This window comes from Chitinophaga eiseniae (assembly GCF_012641265.1).
Taxonomy (GTDB): Bacteria; Bacteroidota; Bacteroidia; order Chitinophagales; family Chitinophagaceae; genus Chitinophaga; species Chitinophaga eiseniae_A.
On sequence record NZ_JABAHZ010000003.1, the window covers coordinates 546,402 to 567,868 of the forward strand.

General features: G+C 48.0%; 17 protein-coding genes. 14 read left to right on the plus strand and 3 right to left on the minus strand.

The genetic code is table 11. From position 1 onward, the window contains the following. Genes HGH91_RS16090 through HGH91_RS16110 form a run of 5 tightly spaced genes read left to right on the plus strand, consistent with a single transcriptional unit; the run spans position 1 to position 7,545 of the window. On the plus strand, positions 1-870 hold the full coding sequence (locus HGH91_RS16090; protein WP_168739802.1) for a hemin ABC transporter substrate-binding protein: 870 nt from the start codon (positions 1-3) through the stop codon (positions 868-870). After that, positions 857-1,888 carry a FecCD family ABC transporter permease gene (locus tag HGH91_RS16095; protein ID WP_168739804.1) on the plus strand — a complete coding sequence of 344 codons (1,032 nt, stop codon included), beginning with the start codon at positions 857-859 and terminating at the stop codon, positions 1,886-1,888. Before HGH91_RS16090 ends, HGH91_RS16095 begins: the two co-directional genes overlap by 14 nt. Continuing rightward, positions 1,888-2,661 (plus strand): heme ABC transporter ATP-binding protein, encoded by a 774-nt coding sequence (locus HGH91_RS16100; protein ID WP_168739806.1) that lies wholly within the window; start codon positions 1,888-1,890, stop codon positions 2,659-2,661. Before HGH91_RS16095 ends, HGH91_RS16100 begins: the two co-directional genes overlap by 1 nt. Positions 2,662-2,696: 35 nt before the next feature. Next, positions 2,697-3,218, plus strand: a complete 522-nt coding sequence (locus HGH91_RS16105; protein ID WP_168739808.1) for a hypothetical protein — start codon at positions 2,697-2,699, stop codon at positions 3,216-3,218. A 52-nt stretch (positions 3,219-3,270) separates the two neighbouring features. Beyond that, positions 3,271-7,545 (plus strand): discoidin domain-containing protein, encoded by a 4,275-nt coding sequence (locus HGH91_RS16110; protein WP_168739810.1) that lies wholly within the window; start codon positions 3,271-3,273, stop codon positions 7,543-7,545. 75 nt (positions 7,546-7,620) lie between these two features. Here HGH91_RS16110 and HGH91_RS16115 read toward each other — a convergent pair whose 3' ends face one another. The 3 genes from HGH91_RS16115 to HGH91_RS16125 are packed head-to-tail and all read right to left on the minus strand — an operon-like array spanning position 7,621 to position 13,944. Further along, positions 7,621-10,272 carry a hypothetical protein gene (locus HGH91_RS16115; RefSeq protein ID WP_168739812.1) on the minus strand — a complete coding sequence of 884 codons (2,652 nt, stop codon included), beginning with the start codon at positions 10,270-10,272 and terminating at the stop codon, positions 7,621-7,623. 27 nt (positions 10,273-10,299) lie between these two features. Continuing rightward, positions 10,300-12,144, minus strand: a complete 1,845-nt coding sequence (locus HGH91_RS16120) for a DUF4157 domain-containing protein (protein WP_168739814.1) — start codon at positions 12,142-12,144, stop codon at positions 10,300-10,302. 15 nt (positions 12,145-12,159) lie between these two features. After that, a complete protein-coding gene (locus tag HGH91_RS16125; protein ID WP_168739816.1) occupies positions 12,160-13,944 on the minus strand; it encodes a glycosyl hydrolase family 18 protein in 1,785 nt (594 codons plus the stop codon). Positions 13,945-14,501: 557 nt separating this feature from the next. Between HGH91_RS16125 and HGH91_RS16130 the strand changes: the two genes are divergently transcribed. The 9 genes from HGH91_RS16130 (at position 14,502) to HGH91_RS16170 (ending at position 21,452) form a co-directional block, all read left to right on the plus strand. After that, positions 14,502-15,074 carry a DUF4255 domain-containing protein gene (locus HGH91_RS16130; protein WP_168739817.1) on the plus strand — a complete coding sequence of 191 codons (573 nt, stop codon included), beginning with the start codon at positions 14,502-14,504 and terminating at the stop codon, positions 15,072-15,074. Positions 15,075-15,104: 30 nt separating this feature from the next. Beyond that, positions 15,105-15,920, plus strand: coding sequence for a hypothetical protein (locus HGH91_RS16135; RefSeq protein WP_168739819.1), 816 nt, complete (start codon positions 15,105-15,107; stop codon positions 15,918-15,920). Between the two features lie 17 nt (positions 15,921-15,937). Further along, entirely contained in the window at positions 15,938-17,440 is a 1,503-nt protein-coding gene (locus tag HGH91_RS16140) for a phage tail sheath family protein (protein WP_168739821.1), read from the plus strand. 44 nt (positions 17,441-17,484) lie between these two features. Beyond that, entirely contained in the window at positions 17,485-17,940 is a 456-nt protein-coding gene (locus HGH91_RS16145; RefSeq protein WP_079467630.1) for a phage tail protein, read from the plus strand. A gap of 66 nt (positions 17,941-18,006) precedes the next feature. Beyond that, a complete protein-coding gene (locus HGH91_RS16150; protein ID WP_168739823.1) occupies positions 18,007-18,480 on the plus strand; it encodes a phage tail protein in 474 nt (157 codons plus the stop codon). Between the two features lie 3 nt (positions 18,481-18,483). After that, on the plus strand, positions 18,484-18,651 hold the full coding sequence (locus HGH91_RS16155; RefSeq protein ID WP_168739824.1) for a DUF5908 family protein: 168 nt from the start codon (positions 18,484-18,486) through the stop codon (positions 18,649-18,651). After that, complete coding sequence (locus HGH91_RS16160; protein ID WP_168739826.1) at positions 18,648-19,319, plus strand: CIS tube protein; 672 nt, start codon at positions 18,648-18,650, stop codon at positions 19,317-19,319. Before HGH91_RS16155 ends, HGH91_RS16160 begins: the two co-directional genes overlap by 4 nt. A 2-nt stretch (positions 19,320-19,321) precedes the next feature. After that, a complete protein-coding gene (vgrG, locus tag HGH91_RS16165; protein ID WP_168739828.1) occupies positions 19,322-21,130 on the plus strand; it encodes a type VI secretion system tip protein VgrG in 1,809 nt (602 codons plus the stop codon). A 19-nt stretch (positions 21,131-21,149) separates the two neighbouring features. Beyond that, on the plus strand, positions 21,150-21,452 hold the full coding sequence (locus HGH91_RS16170) for a PAAR domain-containing protein (protein WP_168739829.1): 303 nt from the start codon (positions 21,150-21,152) through the stop codon (positions 21,450-21,452). The last annotated feature ends 15 nt before the right edge of the window (positions 21,453-21,467 follow it).

The window sequence follows — 21,467 nt, forward strand, 5'->3', positions numbered from 1 at the left end:
ATGAAAAAAACTATACTTCTTCCATGGGTGATGATACTGCTTACTTCCTGCGGAAGATTTGGTCATCAGACCCGACAGCATAACGACAGCACCCGCATTGTTTGTTTATCCAAACAATACAATGAAGTGATCTATGCCCTGGGAGCCGAAAAGAACCTGGTAGCAGTAGACCTGTCCAGCACCTACCCTCCTGCTATCAAAGCATTACCCACCGTAGGTTATCACCGCGCCTTAAGTGCAGAAGGACTACTGGCGCAAAATCCAACGCTGGTGATACACGACAATAACATAGGGCCGGAAAATGTGATGCGCCAGCTGGAACAAATGAAAGTCCCTATGAAAACTTTTATGGACAGCGTATTTACCATTGCACAGACTAAAGCCATGATACAGCAGCTGGGCACTTATTTCCATAAAGAACCACAGGCCGACAGTCTCTGTAAAAAACTGGATGCAGAAATGAACCAGGCATTAACGAACGTGCATCAATATACCGATACCCCCAAGGTAGTCATCATTCATTTTGGACGTGCCATGAATATCTACCTGGCGCTTACGCAAAAAAGCACGGCCGCTAAGCTGATAGGATGGGCTGGCGGACGTATTCCCATCGATGGCGACAAAGGCATGCAACAGGTATCAGCAGAGCTCATTGCGCAGGCAGATCCTGATGTAATCCTGCTAACTGACTTCGGTTATGACAGGCTGGGTACGTTCGAAAAAATAAAAGAACTGCCAGGCGTTTCAGGCACCAAAGCAGCATTGCATCATCGCATCTACAGGATAGAAGAACACGACATTGTATACCTGGGGCCACGTACAGGCGCCAATGTGCTGGGTTTTCAAAAACTGATACATGCAGGTAAATAAACAATATCATGGCGTGTATCCGATCCTGATAGCATTATTGATAGTAACGGTATTGTTATCTGCCTGCTACGGCGCTGTTAACATCAGTACCGGTGAAATAGTTGATGCTATCAGTAAAACCATCTCCGGGTACGGCGATCTCTCTTTACATGAACGCATTTTTATGGAGATACGTTTACCGAGAGTACTTTTCTGCTTGCTGGCCGGATCGGCATTGTCTGTAGGCGGGGTGTTGCTACAGGCGCTTTTCAGAAATCCCATTGTGGAACCAGGACTGATAGGCACTTCCAGTGGCGCTGCTTTTGGAGCAGCGCTCTATTTCGTATTAGGGGCATCGCTGCATTTTAATGCCGGAGAATGGACACTGCCTATTGCAGCAGCGGTTGGCGCTATGGTAGCCACTTTCCTGGTGTTGGGCTTATCAGAAAAAAAACAGACAGGGAAAGCAGCCATCGGAACCCTGTTGCTGATGGGAATTGCGGTAAATGCGTTATTTCTCAGTGGCACCGGCTTTCTTTCTTATTTAGCGCGCGATCCGCAGGCCCGCTCCATTACTTTCTGGAACCTGGGTACGCTTTCCGGCGCCAACTGGCATGCGGTGACGATTACTGCTATAGTACTGGTGATCTGCTTTTGGCGCTCCCTTTCCTATGCCAAACAATTGAACCTGCTGATACTGGGTGAGGATGAAGCCATGCTGGCAGGTGTGGCTGTTCAACGGCTCAAAAGAGAGATACTGGTTATCAACGTTATCATGGTGGCCGTGGTCACTTCCTTCTCTGGCGTGATCAGCTTTGTAGGATTGGTAGTTCCTCATTTGATGCGGATCTGGAAAGGGGCCGATAATCGTTACCTGCTTATTGGCAGCGCACTGGCTGGCGCCATCCTGTTAAGCCTGGCCGATATTGCTGCGAGAGTACTGTTGCGCCCCGCCGAACTGCCGATTGGTATTGTTACTTCCGTTACCGGTGTACCTGTTTTCATCTATCTCTTAAGGAGAAAAAAATATTATTACTGATGTTGGTAGTATCTGATCTGACCTATGTAGCAGGCAACCATCCCTTGTTGCAATCTGTCAATATGCAACTGGATGCCGGCAAACTGCACCTGGTAATAGGTCCTAACGGGGCAGGAAAATCTACTTTATTAAAAGCGATAGGCGGGCAAATCCCGCCTTCTTCCGGTACGATCCGGTATGCTGATAAAAACATTTCCACATTTGGATGCAAGGAGCTGGCCCGTATACGCGCGTCGCTTTCTCAGCACCAGGAATTGTCGTTTCCATTAAAGGTATGGGAGGTAGTGATCATGGGGAGATACCCCCATGTACGGGAAAACCCCGGCCACAAGGATATCCAATACTGCCGGGAAGCGATGCAGCTTTTCGACCTGGAAGCATTGGCCAACCGGGACTATATGAGCCTTTCCGGAGGAGAAAAACAGCGGGTACACTTTGCCCGTATCCTCTCACAGATATGGGAGCCCATTCCTGATACCTGCCGTTATTTATTTCTCGACGAACCACTCACTTTCCTGGATGTGCATTACCAGTTTCAGCTGATGGAACTGCTGAAGCGGTTATTGCAACAACCCAACCTGCTGATCGTTGGCGTAGTGCATGACTTAAATATCGCTGCCCGGTTTGCCGACAACCTCCTGTTGTTACATCAGGGGAAACTAATAGCGAAGGGAAGCCGGGAAGAAGTACTTACCACAAAAAACATTCAAACTGTTTACCAGCTGGAGCCGGTGATCTATGAAAAAGACGACCGGTATTTTCTGGCCTTTTGAAAATTGTATTTATCCACTCACAACAACCAATACAAATGAAAACAAAATCCGTAAAAAGGCCGCTGTGGCGCTATGTTTTACTGGTGGCGCTTTTGCTTCCCGGTATAGCATCGCCTGCGCAGCAACATGCCCGCCAAAGTACCAAAGCTCCTGACTGGATCAAAATGATGGATGATCCGAATGTCAATTTTTTTGTCATTGAAAAATCCTTTAATGACTACTGGAAAGGAAAAGAATTGCCAGTGGAAGAAGATGAGATACTGGATGTAAAAAATAATTCCGAAAGAAAGCGGGGCTTCCTTGGCTTATTTAAACGAAAAGAATCTGAAGAAAGAAAAGAAGGGCAGCAATATGCATTTGAATATAAAAAATACCAGTGGTGGCGAAGGCAGGTACTTCCCTATGTACAACCCGATGGTACTATTCTCACCAAAGATCAGCAGATACGGATCTGGCAGCAGCAAAAAGAATTGAAAACCAATATCAACGCCAAACAGGCCAAAGACAGGATGGAAAAAGAGAAAAAAGATACGGGTAATTCCCAGCAGCGCTATTAAACATAGTCGAGGCACGAAACAATATTTTTCCCATCAACCAGAAATAACTGAAATGTATATACGTAAATACCTGTTATTACTTTTATCCGCCTGCCTGTTGTTATCATCAGCAGCACTTGCCCAAAACTATGGCAGCTGGCGGAATATAGGGCCGGTGCTTTTCCCGGTCAACTCTTCCGGCCAGATCAATGGTATCGGCCGCGTTACACAGATGAAGTTTCACCCTATTACCTCCGGTACGCTTTATGCGACCAGCGTATGGGGATTGTGGAAAAGTACCGACACCGCCAATACCTGGCAGTTACTGGGCACTGATGATCTGCCGAAAGCCACCTGCGCTTCCGTGTGTATCGACAATACCAACGACCAGGTTATTTACCTGGGCACCGGAGATCCCAACTATTACGGCACCTCCCTGGGCGTTTATAAAACAACAGATGGCGGACAGTCGTGGTTACCGGCCAACAGCAGCATCGGTACCCGTATGGCGGTGGAATTACTGATGTCGCCCACCGACCACAATGTACTGGTGGCCGCTACCAATGATGGTATCTGGAAAACAACGGATGGCGGTATTTCCTGGTCGCAGCAACTGGTCGGTGGCCAGTTTACCGACATGGTATTCAAAGCCGTTACCAATACTACCACCCTGTTTGCTGTTACCATGGACGGTAGTTTTTATACTTCCAATAATATGGGAGATACCTGGACCGCTACCACCCTCACGCTACCGGCAAATGGCGCCAAGGGCACCCGGCTGGGCGTTACCCGTGCCGATTCCAACCGCGTATATGTGGGCATGGTAGGCTCCAATAACGGTTCCGCAGGAGGCGTTATCTACCAATCAACCAATGGCGGCGCCTCCTTCACGCAGGTAAAAGGTGATGTTTCTCCCAACCTCAATGGCTACTCCAGTACCACTACCGGTCAGGGCAACTACAACTGGTCCATGTGCGGCGATCCCACCAATGCCAATACCGTATATGTGGTTGGTCACCTGATATGGAAAAGTACCAATGGCGGCAGCACCTGGACACAAATGGAACCCAACTGGGCTTCTGTCATCCATACAGATATGCATGGTATTAAAGTAGATCCCTATAACAACAGCCGGCTGTTTAACTATAACGATGGCGGCGTATGGCTCTGCACCGACGGTGGCACCACCTGGACCCCTAAAAGCAACGGACTTTCCTCCACAGAGGTGTACCATGCCTCCAATAGTCCTATCAGAAGAGATATGATCAGCATCGGCACCCAGGACAATGGCGAGCTATATTATAAATATGCCACCAATCCCTGGTTTACCAACAGGGGCGGCGACTGGGGCGCACGCTCCAACTTCGACTACAATAACAATAGCCAGGTATATTATTACAACGGGAAAAGAAGGTCCGTTACCGGCAGCGATGCCTCCTACAACCTGCCCTTTACCGGTACCAACAATATGCAACTGGAATTCACCCCGCAAAATGTCAACATAGCTTTTGCCGCAGATACCGGTTTATGGCGCAGTGCCAACATTACTGCTGCCTCACCAACATGGACTAACGTAGCCAATGCAGCGGAGAAGATTAATGCGGTACAGATCAGTAATGTTAATGCCAATGTAGTATTCTATGTAACTACCAATCAGAAAGTATACAGCTCCCGCAATGCTACGGCCACCACGCCCACATTTACCAGCGTAGCTGCGCCGTCAGCTACCAACGTATCCGCCAGCGTTACTACTATCTCCAGCGATACCAATGTTGTATACCTTGCCTGCGGCAGCCGTGTATATCGTTCCGGCGACAAAGGCAACACCTATACTGATATCAGTGGTACCCTCCCATCGGTAAACGTCATCCGCCTGCTGGAGGACCGTTATGCCACCAATGAAACCGTATACCTGGCTACCGCACGTGGCGTGTATTACCGCAATAAAACCATGAGCGACTGGGGACTATACTCCATAGGACTTCCTACGGTAGCAGATATTACAGACCTTTTCGTTTATAATAATGGTAACGCCGATAGCAGCGAATTAAGAGTGAGCTTTTATGGAAGGGGCGTTTTTGGCACCAAACTAAACAATGCCATCACGCCGTTGATCTCCTTCGCTGCTACCTCCATTGGCACTACTGCTGCCGGCACCAGCATATCCGGATGTAAACCGTATACCGATTATCCCGTGAACCTGACCATCAGCCCTGCGCCCACCGGCAATGCCAACGTGCAGCTGGTAGTAGGCTCCACCTCCTCTGCCAAAAGGGGAATTGATTTTGATGTAACTACCAACGGCAACTTCACCACGCCCAGCGATACGGTAATTTTTGCTTCGGGACAAACAGCGCCGCGAACGGTTACGATCAGGGTGTATGGCAGCAAAACAGATCCTTCCAGCAAATATGCCCTGCTTACCTTCAGCGTTAATGGCACTACCAATGCGATGGCTAATCCATCTGCGCAAACAGCGCGTGTGGATATCACCTATCCGGATGCATCGCCGGTGGGAGATACGGCTCTCGTGAACCTGACCTACGGCAACGGTACCACCGGCGGAAGTGCCTCCAGTCCGTTCAACGGCACCCAATCAGATAAGAAAGCGCAAACCATTTATCCTGCCAGTGAGTTAAGAGCCGCAGGCATACAGAAAGGATATATCAATGCCATCTCTTACCATGTTAGCTCCCGGACCGTCACCACTACCAGCACGTTCCAGAATTTCAACGTAGCGGTGGGACTCACACCACAGGTAGCCTTCACCAATACAGTATTTGACAGCAGTCCGCTGACCAGTGTATACTCCGGCACTATCAGCGTATCAGACACCGGCTGGGTGCAGGTGCCTTTCTCACAACCTTTTTATTGGGATGGTTATTCGAACCTGCTCATCCAATCCTGCTACAACAATACAGATGGTAATGACCAGGGCGATAACCTGGTAGCTTCCTTATCTGTTAGCGGAGCTAATCCTACCGCCTTCCAGCGTCAGACCAGCGGCGCCGGCTGTAGCTTTAATGCGCCGGGTTACGGATCTACCAGGCCTAACCTGATCATTAATACCAAACCCAGTGTTACACCGGTGGCCAGCGTGTTAAACCGCAGTACTACCCAGTATCTCGGCCCTAATGCCACCGTGTACTTCTCAGATACCAGCGGAGCGATCATCGCGAAAATACAGAACCTGAGCAGCTTCGATTATGGATGTACCACCGTGAAGATAGACAGGGCCGGCAGCAGTGCCGCACCATTCTGGGATAGTACGGCCGCACATTACCTGGCTTCTAAAACAGTTAAAATAACACCTGCCAACAACAATGCTTCCGGCAGGGTGAGTGTAACGCTTTATTACAACCAAACAGAAAAACAAGGTTGGGCAGCGGCTACCGCACAATCATGGGATACCATAAAGATGGTGAAAGTGCCCAGTAACATCAGCAATGTAACACCGGCCAATCCATACCCGGATGGCGCCGGCGCCTTTGAAATAAGCCGTGATTCCAGCGGTAAAAAAGGTGCTACCATTTATTATGTTTCCGCTACGTTTAATACCGGCCTCGGTGGCTTTGGCGTAGGTATTCCAGGTACACCACCTGCAACATCTGCCTGCAATACACCGATCCCACGTACGCAATTGAGAATATCGACGTTCGACAGCCAGGAAACCGTTGGGGAAAACGCGCCGGTTGCCAATGCCATTGATGGCGATATCAATACCTTCTGGCATACGCAATGGTATAACAGTACGGCGCCCATGCCACACTATGTATCCATCTACCTGGGCGGCTCCTACAACCTGAGCAAGCTTACCTACGTACCACGACAGGCAGCGGTAAATGGCCGGATTAACGCCTATAAAGTGGAAGTAAGCGCGGATAGCATTAACTGGACACAGGTAGCCACCGGCAACTTCGTGAACAGCACAGCCGCGCAGGATGTAGTTTTTAACCCTACGGTAAAAGCGAAATACGTGAAGCTTACTGCTACTTCGGAAGTAAATGGTAATCCCTGGACTTCAGTAGGAGAGCTCTCCTTTACCGGTTGTCCAGACACCAGTCCTATGCTGAGTAAGCAAAGTACCTTGTCTGTCGGCAATGTCAAAGTATATCCTACTTTAGTGCGCAGAGGAGAAACCGTTAATATCCGGAACAGTAGTACGGGCGCTATCATGATACAACTGTACGATGTGAATGGAAAAATGCTGAAGCGGGAACTGTTTAACAACAGCGGTACTATTCAAACCGGTGACCTGCCAGCGGGCATATACATCTATAGTATCTACAGTAATAAAACGAGTACGCACAAACAGATCATGAGTGGAAAGATCATTATAGCGGAATAGTATTTCACCTTTTATAATGATGAGGAGTAAGCAGCTGTATCAGAAAATGATACAGCTGCTTTTATTTTTATTGGTTTAGTGTGGTTTGATGCTATCCCATAATATAATCGACTTTTTGAGTGGCTCATTGAGATGATCTATGTCTTTCAGTTTCATTAAGAGCTCGAATACTTTTACCCAGCCTGGGAGGTCTGGCTGGTGCTTGAATTGTTGTATAGATTGCTGCAAAATGGCCAGCTGTCCCTGGGTAGCCTGATCTCCATTAAACTGCTGATGTAAATTGTCGATCCAACCGGATATGGTATTGACGGTCACATTTTGCTGTACAACATCTGTTGGCGGCAACTGCGGCTGAAAAAAAGGAATTTGAAACGATGGAGATTGCGGAGCGCCTGAAACATTTGTTTGAAGTGTAAATGCACTGGGAGCTCTTTTAACCTTCTTTCGCTCGCCTCCACTTTCTTCCTCCGAGTCTTCTTCTTCCATTTTATCTACCCGCAGGTCCACTTTCTTTTCCGAAGGCTCAAACTTGCGTTTAACAAGTTCCGTTTGTGAGGACGGTACTTTTACCTGTGGGATTGTTTGCGGGGCAAATACTTTTGCAGGAGAAACAGATGGCGGCGTAACAGCTTTTGCCTTTGTCTGCAAATCTTTTACTTTTTTCCGCGCTGACGCTAGCAATTCCTGGCGCTGGCTTTTATCAAACCTGTTCTGGGGGTTTTTCCAATACTGTTTGTAGAGACTAAAAATATCAGTCGCTCCCCTGTCGAATTCATCTTTCTGCCAACGCTCTGTTAAAGTGTTACGTTCCTCATTCATGATTTTTCCCAAGTCCTCTAAAAGCCCTTTGACAAGGTCTTCTCTTTCCCGGAGTGCCCGTGCCTTAGCGGCCTCCATAGATTGTTCCTGTACCAATTGCTCCTTCTTCTGCCGTAATTCTGTTACAAAAGGGCTTAATTGAACCTCAATGATTTTTGTATACAGTTGGTCGTCACTTTTCCACGCCGCATTTGCATGAGTGAGAATGCTCTCGCTTACCGCTTTAAATCGTTCCTTAAATGTAACCGTTGTAAATAAGTGTTCGTACTGCTCAACTTCTTTATTAAATTCGATTTCAAGTTTTGTAATGCTGTGGCTATTCCGGCTCACCTTCCAACTCGAGGCAGATTCAGCCTGGCGTTTGGCCAACTCTTGTTGTTCCTGTTGCTTTTTCTTCAATGCCAGCTGCTCCTGTTGTTGCTGCATCTGCTTTGTATTTTCTACCAATCCTGCATAAATAGTCAGGTTATTAGCCCGTACGCTGGCATCTGCTATCACAAAGGATTTTCCCTCGGGTGTACGATTTTTGATCACCTTACCATTATAGACGATCTCTATGTCTCCTTGTGGGATAGGCGTCAGTGTAAGGCCCGGCGGCAACTGGAATTCAGTAGTGACATTGAGGGGCAGATTTTCACTGGTTAACGTTGTCGGGTCCAACCCGAAAGCTTCAAAATAATGCGAGAACGAAGGGTTATTAACAGTATACGTACCGGAAAGATGGTAATTTAAATTGGCCGCCTGTTCTAACTTACCATCATGGGAGCGATAGTACCCGGGCTTAAATGTTTGTACAATAGGGGCTACTGTTCCTTGTACCACATCTGCGGCGGATGGAATGGTATGTGTTTCTGTTTTGGTGTAAATAACCGGGCCATCCTGCCAGTGAGTAATATCGCTGCCATCTGTTCCGGGAACACGCTTCATTTGCCTCACCAGGAAACGAAACCTGTTGGGTAGCTTTTGCTCATCGGGAAAGGCGCCATTATAAAATCCAGGATAAAGCCCCCAGTCGAGTGGCTCAGCCTCAAACCTGATTACTTTATTCTTGGCATTTACCGCTTCTTTAGCCGCCTTCTCCACACCTGTTTTCATCACACTATTGAATGCAGTGGAAATGGGGACCAGGTTATTGCCTGTACCCGGTCCGTGCAGGTGTTCATTCAACATATGCCCCCGCTTATAACTAATCCGCTTTGTGAGCTTTGTAAATAAGCTGGAGACAGCTGAAGGGGGAGAACCTGGCACATTATCGTCCCTGGGCAAGAGGCTGAGTGGTGCCATGATTACTTTAGCACAGAAAAGGTCGCCATCTATACTTTTGGTATCTACCTGTACCTTATGAGAAGGAGGGCGTTGTTTTTTCATCACTACTGCCGACGCTGTATTTAACTGTTGCAGCAAGTTACCGATTAACTGTAATTGTGCCAGCGCTGTTTGTCGTTGTGCTACAGTGGGAGCAACCCTTTGTGACGTTTTTTTGACGCCTTTGGAATTAATCCTGTTGGTGGCCTGGACGGTGCCATACCTTCCAATATGTACAAGCTTTGCTGCATCCTCAATATCCTTCAACAGATTCAGGAGGATAGCTGAACTTTGTACAACGGGCTTTTTACGTTTACGCTGTAAAAATACTTCCAATGTTTGCTTGTCTGAATGCAGCCATACACCCCCATCGTCGAGATCAATGAACAGGGTATGCCCTTCATCCACTTCATCGTCGTTCATATCCAGTGTTACTGGTACCTCCACTGGTGCTGCTACAGGCGTTCCCTCGGCTGTCGGCGCAGTTTCTTCCTGCGATTGCGGCCGCGAGGTAACATCCGGTATTGCCACTCCCCCGGTAGCGGGTTGGTTGGCTACGGCGCGGGAATCGGCCAGATGATCGGGCGTAACGGTTTCTTTCATCAGCTAACTATTAAATACAATACTATGCTACATCAGCAGGCATGGTTTGTCATCCCCGTTAGCAGCTTGTTGTGGCCGCGGTTGTGGGCGGGGTGCTTGTTCCGCCGCCACCTGTCTCTTTACATCGTTAAAAACATTGTCCATCCGCTGCAGGGATGTAAGCAAGTCGATATATATCCTCGGCATTTCTGACAATAACAATCTTTTCGCCGACCTGCTTTCGAAAATAATTCCCGCTTCCCCCCTCATCATTTCGCTGGCGGCATTCAGCTTAAATTTCTCAATAGCTTCCTGCGACCGGGGATTAATTTCACTGATACCGGCCAGACCATTGTGGGAAAATACATCCCCTCCCCCAGCATTATCCCCTTCTACTAATTCGCCGGAAAGATCACTTTTCTTTTTGTTGATGATGCTGAGCAGCATTTGCTCAATAGTAATGCTGTGCGCTTGTTCTTCTTTACTGGTATCCGGTGTAAACACCCTGTCGGTAGGCGCTTTACCGAAGGTTTTAGTGAGTTGGTTACCTGGCTTGGCCGACAAATACTCTTCTACCATCACAATGAAATATTGTTTTACATTGGCGCTAAGCTGACTGTATGCCATATCTAGGGAAGTCCTGCTCATGAAAGAGAGGTATTCTTTCGCATAACGTTTCGTCTCACTCCCCGTTGCGGTAACATAGTTCTTCAAAATAAACAGTAAGCCACTTAAGGCTGTCGCGGCCGGTTTCAACACTTCGTTCTTTCGTTGATCAGCAAGTACACCTCCTGTCCAGAAATCCTCATCCGGAGCTTCACCTTTGGCAAGGATCTGGTGAGTAATATGGAAGGCTTCTATGAGCGAACCCAGCGAACTTCCGGCTGTTGCCTGTGCAGATACCGCCGGATCCTCCTTATTCACCGTGATATAACTGGTAAATGCATGATGCCGCCAATCAAACTCAAACTCCTTATCATTACCATCTCCTTTGCTCGTTACACCGGGATGCGGCTGCTGATCACCGGCATCAAACTGTCCGCCTTTCCAGGTCGGATTCAGTGTATACCAATCTGGCGATACCCTGCCATGCAACAGGTCTCTGTTGTTACCTACGGCTGCCCGCCAGAAATCACCAGCCTTCTTCCAGGCGTCCGCTACTTTTAAAAACTCGCCCGGATCGGTGGACTGTGGATCCACTGCCTTTTGCACAAACTCAATCACGTATTTCCGGTAAGCAAATTTTTCATTATCTGCCTTGACCTCATTGTCGAGCGTTACATCTATCTTTCCATCTATTTCACCCAAACTGAATTCCTCCAGCGTGATATCCTCGCTCTCAATCAGGTTTTGCCCCTCTGTCCCCTTCATAGCCCCGATTAAAAAGACCCCATCCACCACTTCTGCCTCTATGCCAAACAGTCCCGTTCTCCTGGCAAATTGGGCTACACTACCGGAAACGGACATACGTTGCAGCGGCGTCATACCCGGATTTGTTTGCAATGCTTTTGCTCCCATTACATCCGCTTCGTGTTCCAGCATGGCATCATCGTTGATAGCCATACTTTTCATTTGCCGGGTGGCCTGTACCCTTCCCTGCTTTTGCTGCACCACATGCCAGGCTTCGTGCGGCAAGTGTTTTTCCTGGCCGGGCGCCACATGAATGTCGGTCCCCTGCGTATAAGCAAAGGCCTTCATTTGCGCGGGCTTATCGGAATTATAATGTACAGATACATCGTCCAGCGATATGCCGGATAATGCTTCCACCCCCGCTTTTAACTGCGCCGGCAAACCATTGGCAGCCGGGATGCTCACTCCTCCTGCAGCAACGTTGTTGGCGATCGCCTTACCGGCGGGCGTCTGCTGCTGTATCTTCCCAAATTTTTCAGCCATACAAAGCAGTATTAATTAAGGAATATCATCGTTCTTAAAAAGAGGTTGCAACAGGAAATGCATGATCGCCAGGCCCAGCATCAACCCTATACCCAGTATAATCAATATACTCATGAGCGGCACACTATGGCATTGACCGGGTATACTGCTGATGCCTACAAAAGACATCTCTTTATTCAGGAAAAAAGCCATGAAGGTGCTGACCACAGTTAGTAGTACCAGCACGATCAGTACAATCAATAATTTTTTCCTCCATTTCCAATCATCTCCCTGTGTTTTTATAAAATAAAAATAGGCTGCACTGCCGATGACCAGGAGCAAACCAAAACCAATAGCGAAATAAATAAAGTAAGTATCTCCTTCGTACTGCGATGCATCCACGCTACAGGGATCCTTGAATAAAACAACATAGATAGCCAGCTCCCGCTTAATCCGTTGCCACCACGTCAGATGCAGGGGAGGGAGCGGGCGTAGCGGAATGGTATCGAGGAAGAGCGTGTCTGTTACCACAAATTTATCTACCAGGGCATCCCATAGTTCTGTCCGGCCATCGTCGGCACCCAGCGTCCAGAGCGCTACGCCGCCAATACCATTTTTCAAAACATAATCGTATTTCATACCCATACTGATGCCATCATCAAACCAGATCTCTTCTCTTACATCGCCATATTGATCCCTTACTTCAATAAAGAAAGTGGCACTTGTTTCATCGAAGATGGGAACCGTATCAGACGGATATTGTTTACGGAGATCACTATAACTCACGTAATGACTGAATGCATCCGGGCTCCCCTTCTTTCCTTTCTTCCATACCGCGCCATAATAGGGAAGCAGCAAGGACAGTTGCGCTGGCGGAATATCTCCCTGCAGGTACCTGGAAACTGCACCCTCTATAGATCTTGCGGCATTACCGCCAAGCGGTGCAAGCGCCATGGCAGTTTCCCCGCCGGCTTGTGTAAAATCGATAATGAAATAATCGACCGAGGTACGCAGGGCACGCAGATCATAATTATAAAACTGATCGTATACAGGTACTACCACGTTTACCTTAAAATTCTTATTCGCATTCTTCAGCGTTGCTGAGAGGAAAGTAATGAAACTGCTAAAGGCAGTACGCTGATGATCCGGCAACCCCTGGAAGTAAATAGTAACCCCATCTGCCTGTTGACGCGAGAGCAAACGGGCAAGGCTATCCGCAAATACCGTTTGTGCACTTTTATTCTTCAGCAACGCGAGTATATTATCGCTTTTCTTCTCCAGGAAAAGTAACTGCAGACTACATCCGGCAGACTTTGCGGTAGCGGTTGAATGTACGTCGCTCTCCTGGAAGGCAGGCTGTATTACTCCGCTCTGGCCGTTGACCAGGTAGCCGAGGAAGCTGAAAGTACCCAATGCGTTGTAATTATAGCTGGTGTAACCTTTCTCCATCCAGTAGGGTTGAATACCCATTACATCTATTTTCTGCGAGAGCCGTAACTGGTACCTGGCGCCGATACTGTCGTTAAGCTTTAAAGTATCCATCTGCCCCGGCGGGCGGCCATAAAGGGAACGAACTGCTTTGAGATGCGCCGCTTTCGCTTCTTCCGCTTGCTGCTCCTCGCTTTTTTTCTGAAGAATGGGCATCATCTTATCTACCAACGCATCGAGGTCGGTGCCTTTAACAGATTTATCCGGCTCCTGGACAGGCACTTTCTCCGTAGTCGTATTTTTTGCGCTGGTAGCAGTATCGGCCGCATGACTTAATGCAATCTGGTTAAGTAATGCCATCAGAGAATCAAATTGCTGATTCTCTTTTTTCATTAATGCGGCATTCAATTTACGTATGTCATCCTTACTAACCACCAGCGAATCGGACAAAGTTTGATTGATGATATATAAAACGCGTGCGCGCTCGCGCGCGAGAGCATTATGTCGGAAACGGAAGAATTTTAAAACCCGCTGGATCAGTTTTAAGTTAGCAGCAGTATCTGCCGGCATTTTTGGAGGATTCGGCAACTTTGGCTCCTGTGGAGGCTTTGGTGGCTTCGGCATTTTCAACTTAGGCTCCTGAAAATTAACGGCCGCAGCAGCACGAATAGTACTGCCATTGCTAAAAACAAGGTGATTGCAATGAAACAGGATAAGGAAAGCAACTATCCGCGCGGCTATTTTCTGGGAGGGATTCATGAGGAAACTTAAGGTAATAAAAGGTAGAAAAATATTTTTTCAAATAAAAATATTTAAATCGCTTTTTTGATTTTATATTGTGATAACAATATGAAAACTCAATTCATTCTCAAAATAACGAACGTCTTTTAAGCCCGGATTTTTTTCACAACAGATATATATCACACGGTAAGCTTTAAATACTAAAGGAAATGATCTATGAGGCCCTTAGCTGTGTCACAGAAGACATTAACAATAACCTGAAGCGAAAATTACAGATCAACGAAGACAAGATGATACTCTCTGGTATTGTAAACCAGGATGGATCTATTGCTGTACCTGGCGAAAATAAAATGTTGGTAACGCTGGTGAATGTTGAAAAAGAAACAGCGAGAACATCCGTTTCTCATACAGGCGCCGGCACGTACAATACCGCATCACCAGTGGTTTGTATCAATTTATACGTATTATTTTCTGCTTATTTCAGCAGCAACAACTATGCGCAGGCATTAAGGTTTCTTTCCTACACAATTGCTTTCTTTCAGTCGAAAAATACGTTTACAGCACAGAACACACCTGCATTAGACAATGGTATCAACAAGTTGTCTTTCGAATTGGAGAGCCTGGGGCCAGAGCGGCAAAATAACATGTGGGCCACGCTGGGCACCAAGTACATGCCATCTGTATTGTACAAAGTCCGTATGCTTACTTTCGACGATTCGATCATTAAAGAATACAGGCCTGCAATTGCAGGAACAGCCGGAGATACCCTACCGGCACGGTAAATATTATCCTTGGCCAGTTGAAAATTAAAAATGAAACAGCGATATGAAACATTGACTGCTATCCGTTACTGTCATGATTTTTTCCGGGCGTTATCCTATGAGGGCATCAGCATCCGTATATCTCCTTCCACCAGCAAACAACTGCTGGATGCAGATCTTGTATTGAAGCAACAGCCGGCGGGATGCACGCTGCTGTATAACACGCTGACCACGGGGAAACGCAACAGGACCGATCTTTTACAAGATAACATCACACTTATCTTCGACCTGGTATTAAAAGATCCTTTATTTTATAACTATACAGCCATCAATGCTGGCGACATCAGCAAACAATACTTTTTTTTCAGCAATGATCCCGGCAATGCGCCGGGCGTGTTACATAAGGAATCTTATGCAGGCGTGAAAGACCTGCAAAACGGATCCGCCTTTTTTACAAAGCCCTTCGGGCAACTGGTATTGCAGCTCAACGAATCGTTACAGGTTTCTTATGACATCCGGTTTTCCGCCAAAAGTACGTACTGGTGCTACTTCCTGATGAGCGACCATCTTGCCGCGCTGGCCAACCCGGTGATCCTGGACAATAACGGCGTTTCCTGTTTCGATAAGCCAGTATTATCCGAGCTTCCCGAAAGAGGCAAAGTACCTGTGCTGGTATCCAATCATCCAATCTCTTTATCAGACAGGACTGCTAACCAATTCAGGTTAACCAACAAATCCGAAGATCAAACAGACAGGCATAACATTATCATCTCCCCGCTCCCTGTACCGGAAACCAACCGGATATCCGCAGCAGGACGATCGTGGCAGACAGGCGATAAAGTATACTCAGAAATTTTTTTATACTAAACTAAAAAACACCTGATATGGCTTCAACCTTCATGACCCCGGGGGTCTATATTGAGGAAAAAAATGCGTTCCCCAGTTCCATCACTGCTGTGGAAACTGCCGTGCCTGTATTCATAGGCTACACCCAAAAAGCAGAAAGGAATGGCAAATCCCTTGTACACAAGCCCACCCGGATCACCTCCTTCGCAGAATACCTGTCTTTTTTCGGTGCTGAGTTCAAACCTAAATTCACACTGGCGGATGCCGACCCCAAGGTGAAGCAGGAAACATTTAACATCAACGGGAAACCCACCGTGGTAAAGATCAAGGACAATAATACCGCCTACTTCTACAATAGTATCCGCCTGTTTTTCGGCAACAGTGGAAGCCTTTGCTATATCTTGTCGGTGGGTACCTACGATACACAACCCGATGGCTTTACCATTGCTGCAGACGATTTCATTGGCTCTGATACCAAGCCTAATGTATTTAAGCTGCTCGAAAAGGAATCAGAGCCTACCCTCATTGTAATGCCCGACATCATTGCATTAGGCGCGGCGGCCTATACCACCGTATATACGCAGGTATTACAGCATTGTTCCGACATGCAAAGCCGCTTCGGCCTCTTTGACCTCGCAAAGCAGCAACCATCGGATGTACTGGAAGATGTGGTGAATGCGTTCCGGGAACAGGTGGGCGTAAACTCACTCAACTACGGCGCGGCTTACCATCCCTGGCTGAAGACTACCATCGTACAACCCGATGAAATAGATTTCGAAAACCTGGATGCTACAGTAGATCTGGAGAAACTATTACCTGAACCTGCAGCTGCACAAATCACGGCCAAATATAAAACACACGCCACACCTGATAAGAATACCAAAAAGAATTATCACCAGTCGCTCAAAGCTGCCAGCCCCACGTACGTGAGTATCCTCGAGGAAGTACGCGCGCAACTGAATGAGCTGCCGCCCAGCGGCGCCATTGCAGGTATTTACACCCTTGTCGATAATTCACGGGGCGTTTGGAAGGCCCCTGCCAATGTATCGGTAAGCATGGTAACAGCCCCCACGGTCAACATCTCCAGTGAAGAACAACAAAACCTCAACATCGATATCATTGCAGGAAAGTCGATCAACGTAATCCGCCCGTTTGCCGGCGTTGGCACACTGGTATGGGGCGCCAGGACCCTGGATGGCAATAGCCTCGACTGGCAGTACATCAACGTAAGGCGCACACTCATCATGATTGAGCAATCCATTAAACTGGCTACACGCGCCTATGTGTTCGAACCCAATGATGCCACTACCTGGATTACTGTAAAAAGCATGATCAACAACTTCCTGCAGAACCTCTGGAAACAGGGAGCCCTGGCCGGCGCCACCCCGGAGGTAGCATATGATGTGCAGGTAGGCATTGGTACTACGATGACGCCGCAGGACATCCTGGAAGGTAAAATGCTGATCACCGTGAAGCTCGCACTTACCCGTCCGGCTGAATTCATCATCATCACTTTCCAGCAGCAGATGCAGCAATCTTAATGCACCACTAATTTTCATTCAATAACTTTTAAAAACTTACAATTATGGCAGATGACGGCTCCACCCAATCACAGGCCACCTGGCCAATGGTAAAGTTTTCTTTCAAGGTAATGTGGGATGGTAAAGAGATCATATTCCAGGAAGTAACAGGACTTACTTCCGAAACACAGGTCATAGAATACCGTGGCGGCAGCAACCCCGTATACTCCGTAGTAAAAATGCCCGGAATAGCGAAGTTCAATAATATCACGTTGAAGAAAGGCATCTTCAAAGGAGATACTACGCTGTGGGACAATTATGACCTGATCAAAATGAATACCATCAAGCGTTCTACTATCGTGATCAGCCTGCTCGATGAAACCGGGCAAACAGCGATGAACTGGACCCTTACCAATGCATTCCCCTGCAAGATGACCGTTACCGATATGAAATCCGACGCCAATGAAGTGGCAGTGGAAACCATGGAAGTAGCCCATGAAGGATTGCACTTAACCAAATAAAAAAGAATTACGGATTACGCGTCGTAATCCGTAATTCCTTTTGTTCACCGCCGTAAAAATATTGTCATGGCCATTCCGCCACCACCACCATCGCAGGCCCAGACACCCTATTACCCGCCGGTAGGATTTTACTTCCGGGTAATGGTACCTGGGATTAGCGGCGCCAATGAAGGTAACTTCCAGGAAGTAAGCGGAATATCTGCCACTATTACGCCACTGGAAGTAAAAGAAGGCGGAGAAAACAGGTTTACGCATCGCCTTCCCCAACCGCCCAAATATGGCAACCTGGTATTGAAAAGAGGTATGGTGACCGGTTCTTCGCTGATAAAGTGGGCACAACAAGGCATCAACCTGTTCACCTTCAAACCCGTAGCAGTAGTAGTAAGCCTGATGACCGCCAACCGTGGGCTGGTAGCCTCCTGGCAATTTGTAAACGCTTATCCCGTTGCCCTCAAAGTATCAGATTTTAAAGCACAGGAAAATGTGATTGCCCTGGAAACACTCGAGCTGTGCTATGATTATTCTCAACAAATTTCGTAAGTCATGCCGCTTGAAATAAGGGAACTGGTGATTAAAGTCACCATAGAAGAGCATTCGCCGCAGGCAACCGCCCAAACAGGCCTCAAAGATATCCAGGCGCTGAAGGACAAAATTGTTCGCGAATGCATGGATAAATTAATGACCACTATAGAAAACTTACCCACAAGATGAGCTCACCAGGCGCACCTACCAAATTGCTGTTAGCCGGCTACACAGACCCTGAAGCCACCGACCTGATCGACAGCGTTGATGCAGTGATCAATCCCGATAACTATACCCTTAACTATACGATCAACTATAAAAATACGAATGAACAGGGGGCTGTAGCACCTACCCAGATCTTCAGCAGCATGGAGTCCGGCAATTTCGACCTGGAGCTGATGGTGGATGGAACGGGCGTAATCCCTATTCCCGGCGGCCTTACCGTAGATGCCTACATCGCTAAAGTGATGAACATTGCCTACAACTACCAGGGGGTAGATCACCGGCCAAATTACCTGCGGATTTCATGGGGTAATACCAGCTTTACGGGGGTATGTAAAAACATCAGTATCAAGTATACACTGTTCAATACCAGCGGCGCCGCCTTGCGTGCCCTGATTAAACTAACGGTGATAGAATCTGTGGCCTTTGCCACGAAAATAAAGGAGTCCGGCGTATCCTCTCCCGACCTTACACACGTGCGTACCGTACTGGCCGGCGATACCCTGCCATTGATGACTTACCGCATTTACGGCGAACCCGGTTATTACATGGAAGTGGCCAGGGTAAATGGCCTGAACAGCATACACGATATTAAACCGGGAGATGACCTCTATTTTCCCCCGCTAAAGAAATAATCATGGCAACAGTTGTACCTATCAATATAGCAGATCCTACCCTGCAGTTTTCCGTGTCGGCAAACGGTTCGGAAATACAATATACCTATCCGGTAGTGGCAATCACTATCCACCATGAGCTGAACAGGATTTCTTATGCAGAAATTACCTTGTCTGATGGCACTACGTCTAAAGCAGCTACTGGCGTGATCGGAGATTTCCCCGCGAGCGACAGTGAAAGTTTTTTACCCGGCGTGGCAGTCACCATTACCGCCGGCTACGGCAATACCGGCGAAACGATGATATTTACCGGTATCGTGGTAAAACAAACCATCCAGGCTTCTGACCAGGGCTTTCACCTGGTAGTTACCTGTAAACACAATGCCGTACAGATGACCATCGGCAAAAAAGAGGCAGTGTTTATGAACCAGGTCGACAGTGATATCATGTCTACGGTAGTGAGCAACAATGGGCTGAGTGCCGACATACAAAGTACCAGCGCGGTCAATGAGCTAGTGTTTCAGAAATTTTGCAGCGACTGGGATTTCTTTTTGTCCCGCGCAGAATTCAACGGCTATGTAGTATCGCTGGTAGGCGAAAAAATAGTGGCGGCACCACCGGTAGTAAGTGGCGAACCGGTAGTATTGGTGGCTTTCGGCGAATCGTTGATCCATTTCAATGCGTCGGTGAGCGCCGAAAAACAAGTACCTTCTATTTCCGCGGCTGCGTGGGATCCACAATCGCAGGCCCTGATCAGCGCCTCGGCAACAGAGCCGGGGCTGAACGCGCAAGGCAATCTCACGGCAGATACACTGTCGGCAGCCCTGCATCAAACACCGCTGCAACTGATCTCTAATTCACCGATGGCGCAGGAAAACCTGCAATCCTGGGCCAACAGTACCCTGCTACGCATGCGCCTGGAATCTATCAGCGGCAACGTATCCTTCATGGGCAACGCCACCGTATGGCCCAATACCCTCATCACCTTAGAAGGCGTAGGATCGAGGTTTAACGGCAACGCCTATGTGTGGGGGGTAACACATACACTCAAAGAAGGCGTATGGACCACCGATGTAAGATTTGGATTAAACGGTAAGCCCATTTATGAAAGGGAAAACTTCTCCTATTCACCGGCTAACGGGCAACTGCCGGCCATACAGGGGCTCCAGCTTGCAACCGTGGTGGCTATTTCAGAAGATCCCGGCACAGAGTACCGCGTGCAGGTAATGCTGGCCTCTACTGCCACCGGGCAGCAGGGCACCTGGGCACGGCTTTCTACCTTCTACGCTACCAGCAGTGCAGGCGCCGTATTCTTCCCGGAAGTAGGCGACGAAGTAGTGGTGGCTTTCCTGGAAAATGATCCCCGTTACCCCATCATCCTGGGATCCCTGTACAGTAAGGCAAAAGTGCCGCCGGTAGTACCGGCAGATAATAATAACTACATCAAAGCACTGTACACTAAAAGCCAGCTGCAAATCAGCTTCGACGACGAAAATAAAATTATTACGGTGCTTACGCCCGGAGGAAATAGCATTACGATGAACGATACTACGCAGGAAATTGTAGTAAAGGACCAGAGCAGTAATAGCATTACCATGGCGCCCGCCGGCGTTACTATTAACAGTGCGAGCGACATGACCCTGCAGGCAACAGGACAGCTCAACCTCAATGCCATGGCGGTGAGCATTGCTGCCACTACCAGTATGGAAACTTCCGGTCTGTCTATTTCCCTGACTGCCGACACATCATTCAGCGCTACCGGTAATGCGTCGGCCAGCCTTTCCTCTTCTGCATCCACGATGATCCAGGGGGGAATAGTGATGATTAACTAAACCATAAAAACGAACGATCATGGGACAACCCGCTGCAAGGCTAACAGATATACATACCTGCCCGATGATAACTCCCGGGCTTCCGCCAGTTCCCCATGTCGGCGGACCTATTGCAGGTCCTGGCATGCCTACGGTATTAATAGGCGGTATGCCGGCTTCCGTCATGGGAGACCTCTGCACCTGCGTAGGGCCGCCGGATGCAGCGGTAATGGGTTCTGCCACCGTGTTGATTGGCGGTCGCCCTGCAGTGCGCATGGGCGATACCACTGCACATGGTGGCGTTGTTATGATGGGATGTCCCACAGTACTAATAGGAGGATAACAAACGATGACAAAA